Here is a 19,317-nt window from a genome sequence, read left to right as displayed (position 1 = left end):
AGCGCAACCGCATGCAGCATGATGCGACATCGGTTCCTCCTGCAGTTCGGCCTTGTGCTTCTTGCCGCATGCATTCTTGCATGCCTCGGCTCGGCGCGGGCCCAGTCGATCGTCAATACCGCCGACATTGCCTACCGTTCCCAGGGGCAGGTCCGCCATGTGCGGTCGAACACTGTCACTCTCGAAGTGCCGCCACTGCGCTCGCAGCTGGCGGTTCTGCCCGCTACCACGGCTGCGACCAGCCCGGTCGAGCTGCCGGGCGGCATCTGTGGCGGTCATGCGCTGGCAGCGGTCAGCGTGGATCAAAGCGTGGTCCAGGCTGCCACGCCTGCCACGATCCGGCAGTTGAAGCTTGGTCAGACGATCGTCTTCCGACTGCAATTGTCGCCAGCGCTCCTTCAGGCCGGCAAGGTCGACACCCTGGAGGTTACGCTGACATCGGCGAGCGGAGACGTGGAGAACGTCGCCATCACGGAAACGGGTCCGGATACCGCCACGTTCTTTGGTGCCCTGCCAACGAGCGCCATTCCCCCGCAACCGGTCGCGGGAGACTGCCGGCTCAGCCTGGCCGATGGCGACATGATAACCATCACCTACAAGGACCGCATCGTCTCCTCGCTCGTGGCGCAGGCCCAGGTCGAAGTCCTGTCCGATCCTTTCGGTCTTGTGTTCGATTCAGAGGACGGCGCGCCTGTCTCCGGTGCGACGGTGACGCTGGTCGATGCCCAGACCGGGGCGCCGGCTACGGTAAGGGCCGACGATGGCCGTACATCCTGGCCTTCATCGGTTGTCACCGGCCAGGACGTCATCGACGGGGCCGGTAATGTCTGGCCTATGCCGGCCGGGGAGTACCGGTTCCCGCTGGTTCCGCTCGGGCACTATCGCCTCGTGGTGACGCCGCCTGCGGGCTATAGTGCGCCAAGCAAGGTCACGTCAGCCAGTCTTGCAGCCTTGCGCCGGCCCGATGGCGCCGAACTCGAGATATTGCCAGCCTCCTTTGGCAATCCGCTCGAGCTTGCATCGCTGGCTCCGGTGCGCGTCGATATTCCCCTTGACCGGCCTGCGCGAGCCGTTGCCGTGACCAAGTCTGCCTCGCGCGACGTAGCGCAGCCTGGCGACACGATCTTTTTCCGCGTCCGCGTCCGCAATGCGGACCAGGCGCGGGGCAAGACTGGGTTGAGGCTGTTTGACCGGACCTCGCCGCAGCTACGGCTGCTCAGCGATTCGGTACGTGTCGGCGGAGCGCTTCCGGCCGCAGGTGCGTTTCTCCCGGACAGCGACGGGCGGGGCTTTGCCTTGACGCTGGGTTCCCTGGGGCCGGGCGAGGAGCGGCTTGTCACTTATGCCATGACGGTCCGTCCCGATGCGGCAGCAGGATTTGCCAGCAACCGCGCGCAAGTGGCGGATTCACGGGACCTTTCGGGCTTTGCCGTGGCCCGCGTGCGAATTGAGCGGGATGCCCTGGCGGCCACCATGACGCTGATCGGGCGGGTTACGCTGGGTGGCTGTGATGCGTCAGGCAAACGCCAGGGTCTGCCGGGGGTACGCATTGCACTCGAAGATGGCAGTTTCGCCGTCAGCGATGCGAGCGGACGGTTCCACTTCGAAGGGCTCGGACCGGGCACGCATGTCGCCGAATTGCAGGCGGGCACGCTGCCCGAGGGGGCTCGTGTGGTCGACTGTGCCCGCTCGACCCGCAGTGCCGGGAGCGCCCTGTCACGCTTCGTGACCGGGCAGGGGGGGAGCCTGGCCCGTGTCGACTACGCCGTGGTCCTGGCGCCAGGCAGCGACAACGCGATGCTGGTCTCGTCCAGCGCTTCCGGGGAGGAGCCTGAAGATGGACGTACGGCTGCAGGAGCTGACATCGATTGGCTTGCCTTGGGCGATGGACCGACCGAGTTCCTGTTCCCGCAAGCCGACCACAATCCTCGTGCACCGGCCGTTCGCGTCGTCATACGACACCGGGCAGGCGAGCGGGTAGATCTGCGCATCGATGGCGAGGCTGTCGACAAGCTGGCTTTCGACGGCGCGCGGATTTCGCCTGATGGCTATGCCGTGAGCATCTGGCGCGGCATTCCGCTGCGCGGTGAGCAGACCCTGATCGAGGCAGATGTGCGCCGTCCTGACCAGAGTCTCGCTGCCAGCCTTACGCGGACCGTGAACTTTACCGCAACGCCTGCCAGGGCCGAGCTTGCGCCGGGTATCTCGAGGCTTGTCGCTGACGGACGGACCCGTCCTGTCATTGCGGTGCGCGTACTGGATCGCAATGGCCGTCCCGTGCACGCAGGCCTTGCCGGCACGCTTGCCATATCCGCGCCTTACGAAAGTGCGGCGGCGATCGATGCAAGACAAGGCCAGCTGATGGCAGGATCGGACCAGCCAACGCCGACCTGGTCGATCAAGGGCGACGACGGCGTTGCGCTTGTCGAGCTGGCACCGACCATGGTCAGCGGCCGGGTGGAGCTGACTTTCGAGTTCGTCGACCGCGAGATCAGGCGCCGCCAGATCATCGAGGCCTGGCTGCTGCCCGGCGAGCAGAAATGGACCCTGGTCGGCGTTGCCGAAGCGGCGATAGGCGCACGCAGCATTGCCGATCACATGGAACGGGCCGATCGCTTTGACAGCAATCTTGGCCGCCACGCACGCACGGCACTTTATGCCAAGGGGCGGATCAAGGGCAGGTACCTGATGACGATTGCCTACGACAGCGCCAAGCAGGCCGCCGAGCAACGTCTGCTGGGCGGACTGGATCCCAAGGCCTACTACACCGTCTTCGGTGACGGTTCGGACCGAAGGTTCGATGCTGCGAGCACGGGGAAGCTCTATGTGCGGATCGAGAGCGAGGCGTTCCGGGCACTTGTCGGCGACTTCGTCACGGGCTTCGATCACACCGTGCTGGGCCGCTACCAACGCGTCCTGACCGGCGCTGCGGTCGATGTCCGTTCCGGCAATGCGCGGATCGAGGGGTTCGCGGCGCAAAGTGCCAATGCCCATCGCCGCGACGAGATGCCGGGGGCGGGCCTTTCGGGCCCCTACCGCCTGTCCTCGCGCCGGATCGTGCCCAATAGCGAGAGCGTGACGCTCGAAGTGCGCGACCGTTTCCGCTCGGAGCTCGTCCTCAGTTCGCGCAAGCTTGTCCGCTTCGTCGATTACGAAGTCGACATTCTTGCCGGAACCATTCAGTTCAAGGAACCGATCCTGAGCCGCGACGACAATCTCAATCCGCGCACGATTGTCGCTGAATACGATGTCGATACAGCAGCGCCGGGGGAATGGACCGGGGGGCTGCGCGGCGAACTGCTGGTGGCAGACAGCAAACTGCGTCTGGGCGCAACGGCAATCAGCGAAGCCGGCCAAAGCCCCGATGCCGGCAGCGCGGCCAGGACGACCCTTGCCGGACTCGATGCGCGGCTCGCCCTTGACGGGACACTCGAGGTTCGGGCCGAGACGGCGCTGAGCAGTGGCACCGGGCCTTCGCAGTTTGCCTATCTTCTTGAAATCGAGCGGCACGATAGCCGTAGCGACGTCCTGGCCTACATTCGTTCGATCGATGGCCAGTTCGGTCTTGGCCAGGCAAGCATTCCGGAGCTCGGCCGACGCAAACTGGGGCTCGATGGACGGCTTGCGCTGGGTTCGAACCTGTCGGTATCGGCAAGCCTTGCCCGCGATGTCACGCTGGGCGAACCTGCGCGCCGTGACCTGATGCAGTTGCGTGGCACGTGGCAGGCGCCGGGTCTTGAATTGCGTCTTGGTCTTGCTCGCTATGCCGACACGCCGGGCCAGGAACAGATCGGCCAGGAGCAAAGCAGCGCGGTGACGCTGATCGAGGCCGGCGCGACCCGGCGCCTGCTCGACAACCGACTCGAGCTGACAGCGACCGGTGCCATTGCGCTCGGGGACGGCGGTTCCTCGTCGTGGCAGCCGCCGCGGTACCGGGCCGGCATGCGCTATGCCGTGACGTCGAGCGTGCGGCTTGTTGCAGACTACGAGATGTCCCGGAGCGATGACAGCGAGACGCGTACCCTTCGCGCAGGGTTCGAGGTTGCGCCCTGGTCAGGGGCCCGGGTGACGTCCGTGCTCGGCCGCGAGCAAGTCACCGAGCAGGGCAAGCGCGTCTTTGCTGCATACGGCCTTGCCCAGTCCGTGCCGGTCGGCAAGCGCCTGACAATTGACGCCTCGATCGATGGTAGCCGGAAGGTGGGCGGTGACGCGCAGGTCACCGTCGCGCGCACCGGTATTGCCGGTACGGCAACTGCAACGTCGCGCGTCGAGGACTTTACCGCCTATACGCTCGGGGCAAACTGGCGATCGGGTCGCTGGAGCGTGTCGAGCCGTGCGGAATTGCGCGAGGGAAGCGCGATGGCGCGCAAGGGCCTGGCCCTGGGTGCGGTCCGTCAACTGGGTGAGGGCAGCATCGTCGGATTCAACATGACGCTGACCGATGCAAGGGAGCGCTCAGCCAGGCAGGCAGAGGACGACAGGAGGACGCATACCCGGTCTGTGAACGCCGCTCTGTCACTTGCTCATCGGCCCGATGCCAGCCGGTTCGCGCTTCTGGCAAAGGCAGAACTGCGCAGCGACATGCTGCGGGGAGAGGAGATCTCGGGCGAATGGAATGGGGCCGGCATTGGCAGCGCCACGGCTGTCACTGCCAATGCCGCCAGCGGAACGGTCGATGCCCGCAGCACGCGATTGCTCGGCGCTGTGTCTGCCAACTTCACGCCGCAAGGGCGAGACGGCGAGGCGCTGGTCCAGCGCCAGGAATTCGTGCTGTTCCTTGCCGCACGCTACGGCTTTGACCGCTATGAAGGCTATGGGCTGCAAGGAACGAGTCTGGTGGCTGGAGCCGATGTGCGGATCGGGCTGGGGGAACGTGTCGAAGTGGGGGCTGTGGGCACGGTGAGGAGAAGCCTGCGAGATGGAACGAGCGCATTTGCGCTCGGGCCGCAGATCGGGATTGCGCCTGCGCGCAATGCGATGGTCGTCATCGGCTACAATGCGACAGGATTCCGCGATCGCGATTTTGCCGAGAACCGCAACACGAGAAAAGGCCTGTTTGCCAGCGTGAAACTCAAGTTCGAAAGTGCAATGCTTGCAGGTCTCGGAGGAGGGCGATGATCCGTCCGGTTGCCGTGCTCTGGACGATCGCTGCCTGCCTTTGCGCACAGGCCGCCCATGCTGGTTGCGATGCGGCCAACCAGTATGTCTTTACCTATGCCTCGCGACCCACCGCGACCTTGTCCTATGGCACCAGCTACACGTACAGCGCGACCAATGGCGCAGGCGCCAGCCAGTCGTTCAGCGTCCAGGTCTCGCAAAACGGCCTCAGCAGTACCCAGGTCAATTCCATTGCCATGCCAGCGATCTCGACGCTGGTGACCGGGAGCGCAACCAGCGATCGCACGCTGGTCTTCGGCGGAACCTTCTCCGGTCGTACAGGCTCGATGACCGGGACGACACGCCTGATCACGATGACCGTCACCTTTGCCCAGCCGGTGCGGGATTTCTCACTCAAGGCCTATGACGTGGACTTTACCTCCAACCAGTTTCGCGACTGGGTGCAGGTCACCGGCAGCGATGGTACGACGAGCTACACGCCTGTTCTGTCGACGCCGTGGAATACGGGCAATCAGACTGGCGAGGCGCGCACCAGCACGAGCTCTTCGCTGGTCGTCGGGCCAGCAACCAGCCCGGTCAGCGTGAGCGCCAGCCAGGCTGCAGGAAGGCAGTCTTCGGACAACAATTCAGAGACCGGGACCCTGACTGCAAGCTTTGCGCAGCCGGTGACGAGCATAACGTTCAAGTACGGCAATTATCCCTACACCTCGGGCGAGAACTCGACCGGACAGCAGGCGATCGGCATAGCAGGCTTCACGTTCTGTCCGATGCCATCGCTCAGCCTTGCCAAGACCTCCGAGCCGGTCGCAGGAAGCCTCGGCGCCTTCAACCTGCCTGGCAACGACGTGGTCTATACCCTGACCCTGACCAATTCCGGAGGCAGTCCGGTCGATCCGGGAACGATCGTGCTGACTGATGCTCTTCCCAGCGGCGTTGCTTTCAGGAACATCGCCTTCGATGGCTCGACGAGCCTGCCGGTGAAAGTGATCGATGCAGGCGGCATGACGGTTTCGGCCGGTGCGATCAGCTACCGCCGCAGCGGTGAGACGGCCTTTACCTATTCGCCGACCAGCGGGTATGACCCGCTTGTCGATGCCATCCGTATCACGCCGGGCGGTGCCCTCGATGCAAACGCAAGCCTGTCCGTACAGTTCAGGGCCCGCGTGGAGTAGCTCGGCGCGGGCAAGGCCTTAAGATTGGGTATCGGTGATTAAGGTGTCGCCAGCGCAGCAAGGTTAACCTGACTATAACCTGGGATAGGCATTTTGCCCGCCAGCCCCTGTACATTCCGTACAAGGTGCCCGGCATGGTCATGCGCACGCTGCTTGAGAGGATTGGCGCCAGATGTCGATGATCGATCCTGTTGAGGACAAGCGCTCTGGTCGCTCGCAGCGCATGCGCCGGCTTGTTCGCCTCACCATGGATTGTCCGCGCCGAAAAGACCTGGCCATTACCTTGCGCAATATTTCGCCCAGGGGCTTCGGGGCTTCGTGCCTGGAATTTGCGATGATGGTCGGCGAGACGGTCCATCTGCAGATCAAAGGCCAGGCAGCGCTCGAGGGCGAGATCCGTTGGGTGGACGGGCACAAGTTCGGAGCCTCCTTCAAGGCCGTTCTGACAGAGCATGAACTGGTTGAGATCGTGGCAAGCAGCGTCGACGCCCGGGCGGAAACGAACTGGGAGGTGAGCAGCCGTCATCGCGTGGTCACTCCTGCTTATGGTACTGGGTCGCTGCGCCGACTTTGAGGCGCGCCATGGCCGCGGCTCCGAAGAGCGCGGCATCAGGCGCAATGCCTTCCCAACTGTCCGAGGAGAGCATTTTACGCAGGAGCGGCGTATTTCCGTGATGGGTCCGGCGCCGATTTATGAGCCTTTAATAAATCTTGTTTAAAGAAAGTTCGCGTTCGACATTGGCAACACAAGTGGAGGGTGCCAAAGATGTTGGCCATCAACGTCTTTTCATCGAGATTTGCGCACGTGGTGCTCGAAGGGGTGAATTGTCTTTTGCAGTTGCGTGGTATTTACTCCATGGTGCAGGGGAAGTTGCGTCCTATATTTCTTGCGACTGAGCGGTCTTCCACTGTGCATGAGAGCGTGTCCGGTGGTGGCTCGGCCGACGCCGAAGCCTCGCTGCTTTCGGACGTGGCACGGGTTTTCATCCGCGAGGCCGAAAGCCATCTCATGGCGTGCCACCGCCAAGAGATCACGGCTCCGCAATGCGCCGCGCGCCTCGAGAAAACGCTGCAGGACATCGTCAATTTTGCCAGGCGGCTTGAGAAGAGCCGGTCCCACAAGGATTGCGACCGCGCCGGGCTGGACCGACTCATGGGCGATATCGAATCTGCCAGACAATCGGTCCTGCGGCTGCTGCGGTGGATCGAGAACGATGGACTGAGCGATCGGGTCCTGCCGCCGTGTGGCGGGAGAGGGAGCCATGCCCATTTCGCCACGCGCGAGGCTGACGGCAGCTTGCGATGGATCGGCCTGCTCAACTGGAGCTTCGATGGTATTGCAGTCGAAGGCTTCGCTCACGCCGAAAGCCGGCCAGTGCGGCTCGCGGCAACCGACATCGTCGACTGGCAGCACAGGGTCATTGGCGCGCAGGGCGGCGACCACTGACGCATATGGCTTGTGGCGCAGGTGTGAGGCCGTGTCTGGACCTTGGTGGGCGCGCTCACGGTCTGCGGGACCTGCGGGACACGGCGTTTTGAAGTGCTCTGCAAGTGCAGGGATGCGCTGCCGTACTGCAAATCCAGCGGGGGTGCCCCGGCAGGTAGCCCCTCAAGTGCGGTTGAAGTAGACGAGTCGTGCGCCAAATGTGACGGATGTCATTGCGCGCGCAATTCAAACCGACCATAGCCGCCGCTGTGCCAGTTCTTGACCGTTTCACAAAGTTTTTGCGTCCCCGGCAGGGGAACTCGCGCATCCCAAGTTTAGGCGCTCGCATTCCTGAAGGCCAGCGCGTCTACGCCATTGGCGATGTGCACGGCTGTGCCGATCTCCTGGCGCGTCTTCTGGTGCGCATCGAGGCCGATGACGACGCTCGCGAACCGGCTGAAACGACCGTTGTGTTCCTGGGCGATCTTGTCGATCGCGGCCCGGACAGTGCACGCGTGCTCGACATGGTTGCTTATCTGCAGACCCGTCGGAACGTCCGGCTGATCGCCGGCAATCACGAAGAGATGTTCCTGGCAAGTTTCGGGTCCGACCGGGTCCTGCGCCAGTTCCTCCAGCATGGAGGCCGCGAGACGATCCTGAGCTACATGGAAGATGCCGAAGCCTATGCCCGGCTGACCATCGAGGAACTGCGCGAGCAATTGCCGGGACTTGTGCCCGAGCGTCACCTGCAGCTGCTCCGGTCGATGGACAATGTCCTGACCATTGGCGACTATGTCTTCGTGCATGCCGGCATAAGGCCGGGGGTGCCGCTGGCCGAACAGTCGGAACGGGACCTGCGGTGGATCCGCAAGGATTTCCTCGACGCAGACTTCGATCCGGGTTTTGTAGTCGTTCACGGTCATACGGTAGCCCCGGACGTCATGTCCGGGCCGCGTCGCATCGGTATCGATACCGGCGCTTACCTGCACGGTCGTCTGACGGCCATCGCGCTGGAGGGGACGGCGAGGTGGTTTCTCCACGAAGAGAAGGCGAGCGCTGACCCTGTGTCAGTCGTCGGTGCGTGACAGGCTGAGGACCGTAGCGGTAACCGGCACCGGGACCACGATGGTCCCGCCACCGCTGTGCCGGGTTATGGCAAGCGTCCCGCCCAGGCGGAAAGTTGCAGAACATATCCTGGTCATGCACCCGCTGATGCGCAGGATGAATTGCCCCGAGCCATTGTGCCCTGCGCGGACGTCTGTGTTCAGTGATTGCAGAATGGCCGAAAGCGTCCCTGTCTCCACGCGCAGGACGCCGGGCAGGACGACAAGGAATTCGATGTCGAGAGGCTGGCGGCCATTGTTGCCGCGATCGTAGCGAACGACATATTCGGCCGGAGCAGAGCTCGAACCTGACGGGGCGATGACTGCCTCGTCGATGACAGCACCAGCTGGCGTCACAGTCCGCCTGCCGCTGGACTGCAGGACCATGCTGCCAAAGCGCAAGGGCGCGACTTCGACAATGGTCAGCTCGCCAACGATCGGGAAACCGGCGGCCGAGGCGGAGGGCGCGCAAGCCAGGGCCAGGGCCCCGGCAAGCAACCTCAAGGTGTTGGGACACGCACGCACTGCACTCATGGTGCCAAGGCAGGAAGCGATGCCTGCACCTGGCCGGGCTATCAGGCGAGGTCTCTGGGGCAATGCAGGTTCAGCAAGCAAGGGAATTTGCCTCCGATTCTGCCTCACCAGTGACCGTCGGAAGTGGCAGGCAGGCGACCTGCAACCACGACAGGCTCAATAACCATGGTTAAGCGACGGTTTTCATTCGTTAATCTTTAAGAGCTGCTACACTTGCCTGCCCGGTGCCGGGTAGATGTCTTCCTTGCGGATTCTAGCTTGATTGCGGCAGATCGCAAGCAAGCCCGTGGTGTCATATAGTTAAAAGTCCTTAGGATCCTAACCTACCCACTCTCCGTGCCCGGCGTTAACCTTCAACCTGCACATTCCCTTAGGTCGGACCGCAAGTTGCGGACCACTTCGTGAGGGGGATCCAATGAGCCTTTTGATGCCAGTGAACGCAATTCCAAGCATGCCTGCCGATCGTGCGCTGCTCATGGACATGTTCGCCCAGCCACTGTCCCGGGACCCCGAGGCGGAGTGTCACGCTCAATCATCGGAGCGCATGTATATTCATGTCGTTGCCAGCAACCAGCTGGAGCGCGCGGCCAAGGCCCATCTGATCTTTTCGCTCGGTCACCATGCCGAGGTCTACGAGGATGCCGACGAACTCGTGGCCATGATGCCCGAACAGGGCCTGGTTCTGCTGAGCGAAGATGGGACCGGGCTCGCCTGCCGACTGATGGAGAAGATGAACAGCCAGGGGATCTGGCTTCCGGTCATCGCATTTGCTGCCAAGCTGGGCTGCGATGACATCGTTGCAGGGATCAAGGCCGGGGTGGTTGACTATCTTGTAGGCGATGTATCCCGTGCCGAAATGCTGAAGAAGTTGCGCAAAGGCTATTTGGAAGGCCAGGCTTGTCTTGCGGTCCGCGTGCGCCAGGCACTCGCGCGCCAGGCGGTTAAGTCCCTGTCGCGGCGCGAGGCCGAAGTGCTGCGACTTGTCACGATGGGGCTGTCGAACAAGGAGATCGCACGCGAGCTCGATATCAGCCCACGCACGGTAGAGATCCACCGCATGAAAATGATGGCCAAGCTGGGTGCCAGGACGTCCGCGCAAGCTATCCGGGTGGAGATCGAGGCCGCAGGCCTGGCCTGATGACGTCCGGGGACAGGGGCATCTGTCTCCCATGCAGGAAGCATTAGGGCCGAACCGGCAATCGCCGAACTGGTAATCGCAGGCCAGAGACAGCGTCCTTGCGGTCCAGGCCACCGCGGTTTGAGCGACGGCAATTGCGCGCGCAGGCGATTAACGCTCCACATTCGACGTTTCTCCTGCGGTCTGCGAAATCCATTTGTGGTACCGTTATCTTATCGGGAATGGTCCATGCGACGGTACCGAAGCCTTGGCAGTTCCCGGTAAGCTTGGGAGAGGGCAGCTTGAAACAGGATATTCTGGAAGAAGCGCGCAGAGCTTTGGAGGTCCTCAACCAGTACTTCGACGACAGCTCGGAAAGTTCGTCATCAGCTCTACGGGGCGATCCGGTTTCATTGAGCATCAGGCAAATGCGCGAGCTTGCCCGAAGCCATCTGAGAAGCGGCCTTCTGAGAAAGGAGGTCCTGGGAGCGGAGCTGTCGAGCGAATATTGCTGGATGATCCTGATGGCGCTTTACCTGTCGCGTTGCGATGCTTCGCGCATGTGCGTCACAGATATCGTCTATTCGACAGGCATTCCCGCTGCCACTGTCATCCGATGGCTGACGCTGCTCTCCTCGCGCGGGCTTGTCGCCCGCTCGCCCGATCGCAATGATGCGCGCAGGACCTGGATTGTTCTGGGTGATACTGCGGTCACGCTGATCGAGAAGTGCCTGACCATGGAGGCTTCGGAAAATCTGCAGGGAAAAGCGGCAAAGAGCTGATTGGTCTTTGCTTGCAGCTCGTTTCGTCGCATTGACGACCGCTTAACCAAACTTATTACAGCAGCGGCAATCAGCCATGCGGCAAATATTTGCCGATGTCCTGGCGCGCCTGCAAATCCCTTGTTCCAGCCCTGCTTTTTGGGGCCAGCTTGTGCGTTTCTGCGGGCAGCCTGGCTGCGCAGGACCTTGTCCCCTCGCGCGCCACAGCCGGCAAGCAGGTGCCATCTTCCGATTTCGGTCCGTTCAGGGTGGTATCGACCACGCGGGTTGTGCTTGCCGGACTTACGGATTCACGCTCGCCTGCTGCATTTCAAGAGCTGCTGCGGCAACATCCGCAGATCCGTATTCTCGAGTTGCGCGATTGCCCGGGAACTGTCGATGACAGTGCCAATCTTCGCCTTGGCCGGATCATCAGGCGCAATGGCATTCGCACGACTGTCCCTGCCAACGGCTCGGTTCGATCGGGTGCAATCGAGCTGTTTCTGGCAGGCGCCGAACGCAGCGCCCCTGACAGCGCCCGCTTTGTCATTCATGCCTGGCAGAGCGAGGGCGGGGCGGTTCGGGACTTTCGGGCGTTTTCGTCCTCGATGTCCGACACCTATACGAGGTACTACCGGGACATGGGCATGACCGAGCAGGCTGCACAGAGCTTCTATCGGCAGACGATGGCGGTGCCATCAGGCCGCGGGCTCAGTCTCAAGGCAAGCGAACTGGCGCGTTTTGTGCCGATCAGGGCAACCCTTGCTGCGGGTACCTGACGCAGCGGCTCGGATCGAGTGCAAACGTGCCAGAGGCCCGGCGGCATGAAGACGGCTTGCTGTGCGGAATGCCCGGTGCCGAACGCCCTGCCGTCGCCTCAGGGGGACGTGTGCACGATCAGGTGAGACTGGGCGATCAGAGTTGGGTCCGCACGATCAACCAGATCCCGTACCAGAGCACCATGGAGGTGCCGAGTGGCAGGGCCAGACGAGCCCATCCCGGAAATGTGTTCGACCGGCTTTCGGCCACGGTGCCTGGGACACTGTGCCACAACGTGTGAGCCGTCTGCTGCATCCTGCGTCTCCTGTCCTGCTCCCATCGGCTGGCGCCGACCCGTCAATGCGCGAAGCGGACTTTTGTTGTTTGACCCTAACGCCCAAACTTTAAGAATTGGTCTGCCCTGTGCGAGACAAATTCGTATCAGGGCGTGACAGCATTCCTTGAAGTGCAGGTGTTGAAGAGGACGATAGTGCGCGATGGCCTGTTCGCCAATACGCACAAGTCCGAGTAATGCGCCCATCGCATTCTTCCGGAACCGGGGGCGCCAGACGCGCTTGCCGGCCTGCGCCTTGGGGTTGCCGCTGCTTGTGCGGCTCACCCCTGCATGCTCGATGATGTCGCGTGTGGCTTCAGCACAATAGTGGGCACAATCCGTTCAATTGCCGGGCGCATCTGAAAGCTTGCCCGCAGGCGCCTTGCCCTCCCGGCACCGGGTCCATGTCGTGCGGCCCATGTCGTGCGCCTGCGGCAATGGTCCCGATCACCTAGATGGCGTTAATCTTTTCGGCAATGTCTGGCTTTGTAACCCCCTGTACAGGCGTCAAGTTTGTTCGTGTCAGCAAATCCGGGGGCTTAATGGCGGCAGCCGATCACACCCGTGTTTGCCGGGAAGGGCCAGCAATCATTTTCGTGGGCCTTTGCAGTCTATCAGACCCGCACCAAGACATCAGGCAAAAGGGTCCGGGACATGATCAGGCAAAAAGTGCGCAAGGGTGGCACATTCGTCATCTGTGCCCTTCTGGCTCTTTCAACATTTGCAGCGTTCGGCATGTCACAGATTCGCCTGGGCGGCCCCTTGCACGAACGGCAGAAACTGACCGCCGAGTACCTCGCAGATATCCTGCCTCCGCCCCAGTATGTGATCGAACCCATGCTGGAAGTCACCAGGATCGTCCAGGATCCGGCATCGCTTGACTTGCGTCGCCACCGGCTTGCCGAGCTTGAAAGAGTCTATCATGACCGCTCGCGATACTGGGCGGCCAGCGAGCTTGATGGCGAACTCAAGCAGCGTCATGAGAAAGACGCGGTCATGCAGGCGGACCGCTTCTGGCAGCTTGTCGACACGCAACTGCTGCCTGCGGTCGAGCGGGGCGACATGGAAGCTGCGGCAAGGGCCTATCGCCAGGCAGACGCCATTTTTGACGCACACCGCACTGCAATCCAGGCCTTGTCCGAGGAAAGCGTTCGCCGCAGTGCCCTTGCTGAAGAGGAGGCACAGGGAACGGTGAATACTGTCCTTGGCCTGCTTGGCTTGGTTGCCCTCACCGCAATGGCCCTGGTCGGCTTGGGCCTGCGCAGGTTGATGTCGAGCGCTCTCGACCCGATGCTCACGGCGGCGCGGACGATGCGCGCCATGGCTGAAGGCGATCTGGAAGCGGGACGCTGCCAGAATCACCGCGACGACGAGGTTGGTGACATGACCCGCGCTATCGAGAGTTTCCGAATTGCAGCCCAGCACCAGAGAACGGTGGAGGCAGAAGTGCGCAAGGTCGTTGCGAGCGTTTCCTGTGGTCTCGATGCGCTGGCGCGAGGAGACTTCGACCATCGGCTTGGGGAAGCCTTTGCCGCCGAGTTCGAAAGCTTGCGCAAGACATTCAACGAAAGCCTTGAAACTTTGGGGAAAGTTGTCGGGGATGTGTCCGGCTCGGCAGGCCGGGTCGCGATCGCGGCGGAGCAGATCGGTGCGGCATCGAGCGACCTGGCGCGAAGAAATGTGGCGCAGGCCGGCAGCGTCGAGAGCAACCTCGAAGCGCTCGGACAGGTCCTTGCGATGCTGGAGACAAACGAGGGCCTGGCTGGCGCGATCAGGCTGAATATATCGCGGGCGCACGAAGATGCGGTGCAGGGCGGCAGTATCGTTGCCGAGGCCGTCGATGCTGTTCATGCCCTGGAAAAGTCATCGAGCGAGATCGAGAACATCGTGAGCCTGATTGACGGCATTGCCTTCCAGACCAATCTCCTCGCGCTCAATGCCGGCGTCGAAGCAGCCCGCGCCGGCGAGGCGGGCAGGGGCTTTGCTGTCGTTGCCAGCGAGGTAAGGGCCCTTGCGCAACGCGCAAGCGATGCTGCTGCCGACATCAGGAGCGTGATTGCCGCTTCAGGCGAAGAGGTACGCTCGTGCGTGCTCCTTGTCGGCCAGACCGGCGCGGCGCTCGGGCGGATCGTCGAAGGCATGGGCATGGTGGCTGAGAATGTCATCACGATCGTTGCCAGCATGGGGGAGCAGACGCATTCGCTTGGCAGTGTCAAACGCGCATCTCAGGCGATTGCCGAAGTGACGCAGCATAATGCCGCAATGGCCGAGCAATCAGACGCGGCGGCCAGGGCCCTTATCAGGGAGGCGCAGGACCTTGACGGGCTTGTCCGTCGTCTGCGCTGTCACCCCGCGGCCGACAAGGGGTCTGAAACGCTCCTGCAAGCTGCGTGACAGCGCCAGAACCATCGCGACGTCCCGCACGGCACGCTCGAGCGGCCTTGCTTGCGCGGCGAGGGGGCTGGCCTGTGCCGGGTGAACACGCCGCTGCAGCTTGCCGAGGGAGCGCTGCTTCAGCCACCGGTCGGTTCAGGCTGGCCGAATCGCGCGCATGGGAGAAGCTGCCGGGCAAGATCGATGAGACGAACGCGTAGAGCGCTTCGGCCTCCTCCTCCTTGCCCTCGATCGAAAGGCGCAAGGCGCGATCCTCGATCTGCCTGAGTGTCATGCGCTGCACGCAAGCAGGCTGGTCGGGGAGGGCTGCAAGCGCAAGTTTGAGGAGCTCGGTATCGAATTGTCCGGTATCGCGTTTCGAGTGACGGCCCACAACGTGGCTCCTTCCAGAATGTGTCATGGCAGACCGCGAGAACAACAGGAACAAGGCGACATATCTGAGTTTACTGGTGAGGCCACCCGGTGCCCAGCCGGGCAGGCACCCATCCGCTTGCCTTGAGGCCTTCGGTCAGGAAGCAAGGCTTTTGAAGCCCGCAAACAAGGCCGCGCCCATTGATAAGGTTCGCCAGTCCCAGTCCCCCAAGTCCCAGTCCCCCAGTCCCTGTGCCTGTGGTACGCCGCGAGACGACGTTGCCCGCAGCCCGGGGCCAGCCGGGCGAGCCTTGCGGAGAGCTGAAACCAGCGACCCGCCTCGGGTGAGGGCCAAGTGCCATTCCCACCCCCACCCCTGACAAGCCGCTTGCCCGGCATGCCAAGGATCACTGGCCGCCTGCTCGACCTGTTTCGGTCCGGTGATCGGGTCGTTGCGTCCTGCAACAACAAGACTGCCATGCCTGGCAGATCGGGCTAGACAGGTCGGGAAGGGCGCCGGGCTCCTGTATCAGCAGAACAGGGTCTGATTGGCCTCGAGGACGCGGGTCTGATGGACCATCAGCATGGCGTAGGTCCGCTCCGCGGCCGTATGAATGATGGCTGGTTGCAGATCGATCTGGATTGCTCCCTGTTTTGCCGAACGCGCCTCGCAATAGAGACCTTTGAGGCCTTCTGCCGCCAGGAAGACAGCCTGTTCGTAATAGGCAAGGTGGCTCCTCAGCAGGGAAATGGCAATCGTTGCCCGCGTGTGGTCAATCTGCAATTGCTCGAACAATTGCAGCCGCAGCCTTTCGTCAAGATGAGCGCCTTGCCGCAGCACCTTATGGAGCTTTGTCCGCAAGACGCCCAGTCTGTCGGCCATGTGCGCCACAGGAATGACCTGGCGGCTCAGTTCGCAGTTGATCAGGCGCTTGTAGCCTGTCTGCTCGGTGTCAGCGGCGCCTCGTCCAGTGCGGTGCCCATCGCTCCCGCCGGCAAATCCCCGGTTGAAAACGGTGACTGGCGTGATGGCCCCATCCAGCATAGCAGCGTTCCCCTTTGCCTGCATGGCACCACAGGCAGTCTTGCCCGGTCAACTTTATAATCTGCGCCGTTCGCGTGAAGGTCTGGCAGAAGGTCTCGAACCCAGTCGTGCTCGACGCGTTCTGTCACCGCCCGTGGTTCCTGCGCGCGCACTCAGGCCGGACGTTGCAACGGCAAATCCGCTGGATGGCCCTGGCATTGTCGAAGACGTCGGCGGTTTCGAGGGCAGTCATCCATGCCAAGGCCAGTGGCGCGGCTCGGTCAAGCGTTGCAGGTTCGCCAAATGGGCCGGTTCGCCATGTCGGCAGGTCGTCAGGAGTGGGGAAAGCGGCAAAGCCCGGCAGGCACGACGTGGCGAACAGGCAGGCTTCAGGGCGCATCGGGTCATGCGCTCCACAAAGAACAGCTGGGGCGTGCGCGGTGAGCCTGCTCAGGGCACGGCGCCGCCCATGCATCTGCAACCGGTAGCGGGACGTCGCCGACATTCGGCGGCATTGCCGTATCTCTGGGCGGCCATGCGTGCGGCCATGAAAGCAGGGGTGGAGGTGTCAGTCCAGATTGGGCCGCAGCCAGCGTTCCATGGCGGGCACGTCCCAGCCCCGGCGGCCGGCGTAGTCTTCGAGCTGGTCGCGGCCGATGGTGGCGACGCCGAAGTACTGGCTTTCGGGGTGGGAGAAATAAAAGCCCGAGACTGCCGAGGTCGGCAGCATCGCCTGCGATTCGGTGAGCGTGATGCCCGCAGTGTTGGTGGCATCGAGCAGGTCGAACAGGATCGGCTTGAGCGTGTGGTCCGGACAGGCAGGGTATCCCGGCGCCGGGCGAATGCCGCGGTACTGCTCGCGGATCAGCGCCTCGTTGGTCAGTTGCTCGCCAGGGGCATAGGCCCAGAGGGTGGTGCGGACGTACTGGTGCAGGCGTTCGGCAAAGGCTTCGGCGAAGCGATCGGCCAGGGCCTTCAGGAGAATGTCGGAATAGTCGTCGTTATCCGCCTTGAAGCGGGCGAGGTGTTCGTCGATGCCGTGGATGCCGACGGCAAAACCCCCGATCCAGTCACCAGCCGGATCGATGAAATCAGCGAGGCAGAAGTTGGCGCGGCCACGGCTCTTGATGAACTGCTGGCGCAGGAACGGCAAGCGCACCGAAAGCTCGTCGTCATTGGGGTGCAGGATGACGTCGTCACCCCCCCCTATTCCCATATCACGGGCGCAGGGCCAGAACTGGGCGACGCCCTTGGCCGTCAGCCACTTCTCGGCGATGATCCTGTCGAGCATCGCGCGGGCATCGGCGTAGAGATTGCGCGCAGATTCGCCCACCACTTCGTCATCGAGGATGGCCGGATAGGTGCCGGCGAGTTCCCACGAGCGGAAGAAAGGCGTCCAGTCGAAGCATTCGACCAGATCGGTAAGGTCCCAGTCCTCGAAGACGTGACGGCCGGGCTGTTCGGGTGGCGGGGCCTTTTCCGAAAAGTCGGGCGCATAGGCGTTGAGGCGCGCGTCTTCGAGGCTGAGCAGCTTCGATGCGCCCTTGCCTGCACGAGCATCGCGCACATGCTGGTAGTCGGCGGCGGTGGCCTTGATGAAGCCTTGGGCCTGCGTATCGGACAGGAGCTGCGAGGCGACGCCCACGGCGCGAGACGCGTCGAGCACATGGACGACCGGGCCATCGTAGGCCGGATCGATGCGCAACGCGGTGTGGACCTTGCTGGTCGTCGCGCCGCCGATCAGCAGCGGGATGGTCATTCCGGCACGCTGCATTTCCTCGGCCACGGTGACCATCTCGTCGAGCGATGGCGTGATCAGGCCGGACAGCCCGATCATGTCGACCTGTTCCTTCTGTGCCACGTCGAGGATCGTCGCCCACGGCACCATTACGCCAAGGTCGATCACTTCATAGCCGTTGCACTGCAGGACCACGCCGACGATGTTCTTGCCGATATCGTGAACGTCACCCTTGACGGTGGCCATGATGATCCGGCCTTTCGCCTTGGCACCCTCTTCCTTCTCCGCCTCGATGAACGGGATCAGGTGGGCCACGGCCTTCTTCATCACGCGGGCGCTTTTCACCACCTGCGGGAGGAACATCTTGCCCGAACCGAACAGGTCACCGACCGTGTTCATGCCTTCCATCAGCGGGCCTTCGATCACTTCGATCGGCCTGCCACCACGTGCGGCAATGGCAGCGCGGGCTTCCTCGGTGTCGTCGACAACGAAAGCGTCGATGCCCTTGACCAACGCGTGTTCAAGGCGGCGGACGACGTCCCAGCCGCGCCATTCCTCAGCTTCCTTCTCGGCGACCTTGTCCTTGCCCTTGTAGCTTTCAGCCAGTTCGATCAGGCGCTCGGTCGCGGTCTTGCCGTCATCGGCGGCAGGCTTGCGATTGAGGACGACGTCCTCGCATGCCTCGCGCAGCACCGGGTCGATCTGGTCGTAGATGTCGAGCTGGCCGGCATTGACGATGGCCATGTCCATGCCTGCCGGAATGGCGTGGTAGAGGAACACCGAGTGCATGGCACGGCGTACGATCTCGTTGCCGCGGAAGCTGAACGAGAGGTTGGACAAGCCGCCCGAAATGTGGACGTGCGGGCAGCGCGCCTTGATCTCGCGCGTGGCCTCGATGAAATCGAGCCCGTAGTTGTCATGCTCCTCGATGCCGGTAGCGACGGCAAAGACGTTGGGATCGAAGATGATGTCTTCGGGCGGGAAGCCGATGCCGGTCAGAGCCAAGTAAGCGCGTTCGCAGATCTCGACCTTGCGGTCCTTCGTGTCGGCCTGCCCCTTCTCATCGAAGGCCATGACGACGACGGCGGCGCCATAATCCATGCACAGGCGGGCGTGGTGGAGGAAGGCGTCCTCGCCCTCCTTCATGCTGATCGAATTGACGATCGGCTTGCCCGAAACGCACTTGAGACCGGCTTCGATCACTTCCCACTTCGAGCTGTCGATCATCACCGGCACGCGGGCGATGTCGGGCTCTGCAGCGATCAGCTTGAGGAACGTGGTCATCGCCTCGAGCGCGTCGAGCAGGCCCTCGTCCATGTTGACGTCGATGACCTGCGCGCCGTTCTCGACCTGCTGGCGCGCGACCTCGACGGCCTTGGCGTAGTCGCCCGCAAGGATCAGCTTCTTGAACGCGGCCGAGCCGGTAACATTGGTGCGCTCGCCGACGTTGACGAAACGCGAGCCGGTAAATGTATCGGTCATGGAA

The 19,317-nt window shown here is 62.8% G+C and carries 13 protein-coding genes; 9 read left to right on the top strand and 4 right to left on the bottom strand.

From position 1 onward, the window contains the following. Positions 1-18: 18 nt before the first annotated feature. The 5 genes from HGI46_RS19885 to HGI46_RS19865 all read left to right on the top strand — a co-directional run bounded on the left by HGI46_RS19885 (position 19) and on the right by HGI46_RS19865 (position 8,801). Positions 19-5,118 (top strand): hypothetical protein, encoded by a 5,100-nt coding sequence (locus tag HGI46_RS19885; protein WP_168905562.1) that lies wholly within the window; start codon positions 19-21, stop codon positions 5,116-5,118. After that, entirely contained in the window at positions 5,115-6,290 is a 1,176-nt protein-coding gene (locus HGI46_RS19880; RefSeq protein ID WP_168905561.1) for a DUF11 domain-containing protein, read from the top strand. The genes HGI46_RS19885 and HGI46_RS19880 overlap by 4 nt, the downstream gene beginning before the upstream one ends. 172 nt (positions 6,291-6,462) lie before the next feature. Further along, on the top strand, positions 6,463-6,864 hold the full coding sequence (locus HGI46_RS19875) for a hypothetical protein (protein WP_118074848.1): 402 nt from the start codon (positions 6,463-6,465) through the stop codon (positions 6,862-6,864). A gap of 348 nt (positions 6,865-7,212) precedes the next feature. Continuing rightward, on the top strand, positions 7,213-7,737 hold the full coding sequence (locus HGI46_RS19870; protein WP_162896177.1) for a hypothetical protein: 525 nt from the start codon (positions 7,213-7,215) through the stop codon (positions 7,735-7,737). A gap of 206 nt (positions 7,738-7,943) precedes the next feature. Next, positions 7,944-8,801, top strand: a complete 858-nt coding sequence (locus HGI46_RS19865; protein ID WP_168905560.1) for a metallophosphoesterase family protein — start codon at positions 7,944-7,946, stop codon at positions 8,799-8,801. On the opposite strand, the gene HGI46_RS19860 is transcribed toward HGI46_RS19865, so the two are convergent. Beyond that, a complete protein-coding gene (locus HGI46_RS19860) occupies positions 8,784-9,323 on the bottom strand; it encodes a DUF4402 domain-containing protein (protein WP_206065847.1) in 540 nt (179 codons plus the stop codon). The two genes, HGI46_RS19865 and HGI46_RS19860, sit on opposite strands and share 18 nt — an antisense overlap. Before the next feature lie 445 nt (positions 9,324-9,768). Here HGI46_RS19860 and HGI46_RS19855 point away from each other — a divergent pair, with 445 nt between their 5' ends. The 4 genes from HGI46_RS19855 to HGI46_RS19840 all read left to right on the top strand — a co-directional run bounded on the left by HGI46_RS19855 (position 9,769) and on the right by HGI46_RS19840 (position 14,718). Next, the gene (locus HGI46_RS19855; protein WP_118074844.1) at positions 9,769-10,491 is read left to right on the top strand and encodes a LuxR C-terminal-related transcriptional regulator; all 723 of its coding nucleotides are present in this window, start codon (positions 9,769-9,771) and stop codon (positions 10,489-10,491) included. A gap of 281 nt (positions 10,492-10,772) precedes the next feature. Continuing rightward, a complete protein-coding gene (locus HGI46_RS19850) occupies positions 10,773-11,252 on the top strand; it encodes a hypothetical protein (protein ID WP_168905558.1) in 480 nt (159 codons plus the stop codon). A gap of 218 nt (positions 11,253-11,470) precedes the next feature. After that, positions 11,471-12,010 (top strand): hypothetical protein, encoded by a 540-nt coding sequence (locus tag HGI46_RS19845; protein WP_162896174.1) that lies wholly within the window; start codon positions 11,471-11,473, stop codon positions 12,008-12,010. A 1,049-nt stretch (positions 12,011-13,059) separates the two neighbouring features. Continuing rightward, complete coding sequence (locus HGI46_RS19840) at positions 13,060-14,718, top strand: methyl-accepting chemotaxis protein (RefSeq protein WP_168905557.1); 1,659 nt, start codon at positions 13,060-13,062, stop codon at positions 14,716-14,718. 880 nt (positions 14,719-15,598) lie between these two features. Here HGI46_RS19840 and HGI46_RS19835 read toward each other — a convergent pair. The 3 genes from HGI46_RS19835 to metH form a co-directional block, all read right to left on the bottom strand. Continuing rightward, positions 15,599-16,114, bottom strand: coding sequence for a hypothetical protein (locus HGI46_RS19835; RefSeq protein WP_168905556.1), 516 nt, complete (start codon positions 16,112-16,114; stop codon positions 15,599-15,601). Positions 16,115-16,238: 124 nt separating this feature from the next. Then, the gene (locus HGI46_RS19830; RefSeq protein ID WP_168905555.1) at positions 16,239-16,493 is read right to left on the bottom strand and encodes a hypothetical protein; all 255 of its coding nucleotides are present in this window, start codon (positions 16,491-16,493) and stop codon (positions 16,239-16,241) included. Between the two features lie 168 nt (positions 16,494-16,661). Next, positions 16,662-19,313, bottom strand: a complete 2,652-nt coding sequence (gene metH / locus HGI46_RS19825) for a methionine synthase (RefSeq protein WP_168905554.1) — start codon at positions 19,311-19,313, stop codon at positions 16,662-16,664. Between the last annotated feature and the right edge of the window lie 4 nt (positions 19,314-19,317).

Origin of the sequence: Novosphingobium sp. ERW19, from assembly GCF_012641315.1 — a bacterium.
Taxonomy (GTDB): Bacteria; Pseudomonadota; Alphaproteobacteria; order Sphingomonadales; family Sphingomonadaceae; genus Novosphingobium.
This window is presented reverse-complemented; position numbering and strand designations above follow the sequence as displayed.

Excerpts from the sequence above, each read along its gene's own strand:
- HGI46_RS19885 (WP_168905562.1), top strand. The coding sequence starts at position 19 with ATGATGCGACATCGGTTCCTCCTGCAGTTCGGCCTTGTGCTTCTTGCC.
- HGI46_RS19880 (WP_168905561.1), top strand. The coding sequence starts at position 5,115 with ATGATCCGTCCGGTTGCCGTGCTCTGGACGATCGCTGCCTGCCTTTGC.
- HGI46_RS19875 (WP_118074848.1), top strand. The coding sequence starts at position 6,463 with ATGTCGATGATCGATCCTGTTGAGGACAAGCGCTCTGGTCGCTCGCAG.
- HGI46_RS19855 (WP_118074844.1), top strand. The coding sequence starts at position 9,769 with ATGAGCCTTTTGATGCCAGTGAACGCAATTCCAAGCATGCCTGCCGAT.
- HGI46_RS19835 (WP_168905556.1), bottom strand. The coding sequence starts at position 16,114 with ATGCTGGATGGGGCCATCACGCCAGTCACCGTTTTCAACCGGGGATTT.
- metH (WP_168905554.1), bottom strand. The coding sequence starts at position 19,313 with ATGACCGATACATTTACCGGCTCGCGTTTCGTCAACGTCGGCGAGCGC.
- HGI46_RS19865 (WP_168905560.1), top strand. The coding sequence starts at position 7,944 with ATGTCATTGCGCGCGCAATTCAAACCGACCATAGCCGCCGCTGTGCCA.
- HGI46_RS19830 (WP_168905555.1), bottom strand. The coding sequence starts at position 16,493 with ATGCGCCCTGAAGCCTGCCTGTTCGCCACGTCGTGCCTGCCGGGCTTT.
- HGI46_RS19840 (WP_168905557.1), top strand. The coding sequence starts at position 13,060 with ATGTCACAGATTCGCCTGGGCGGCCCCTTGCACGAACGGCAGAAACTG.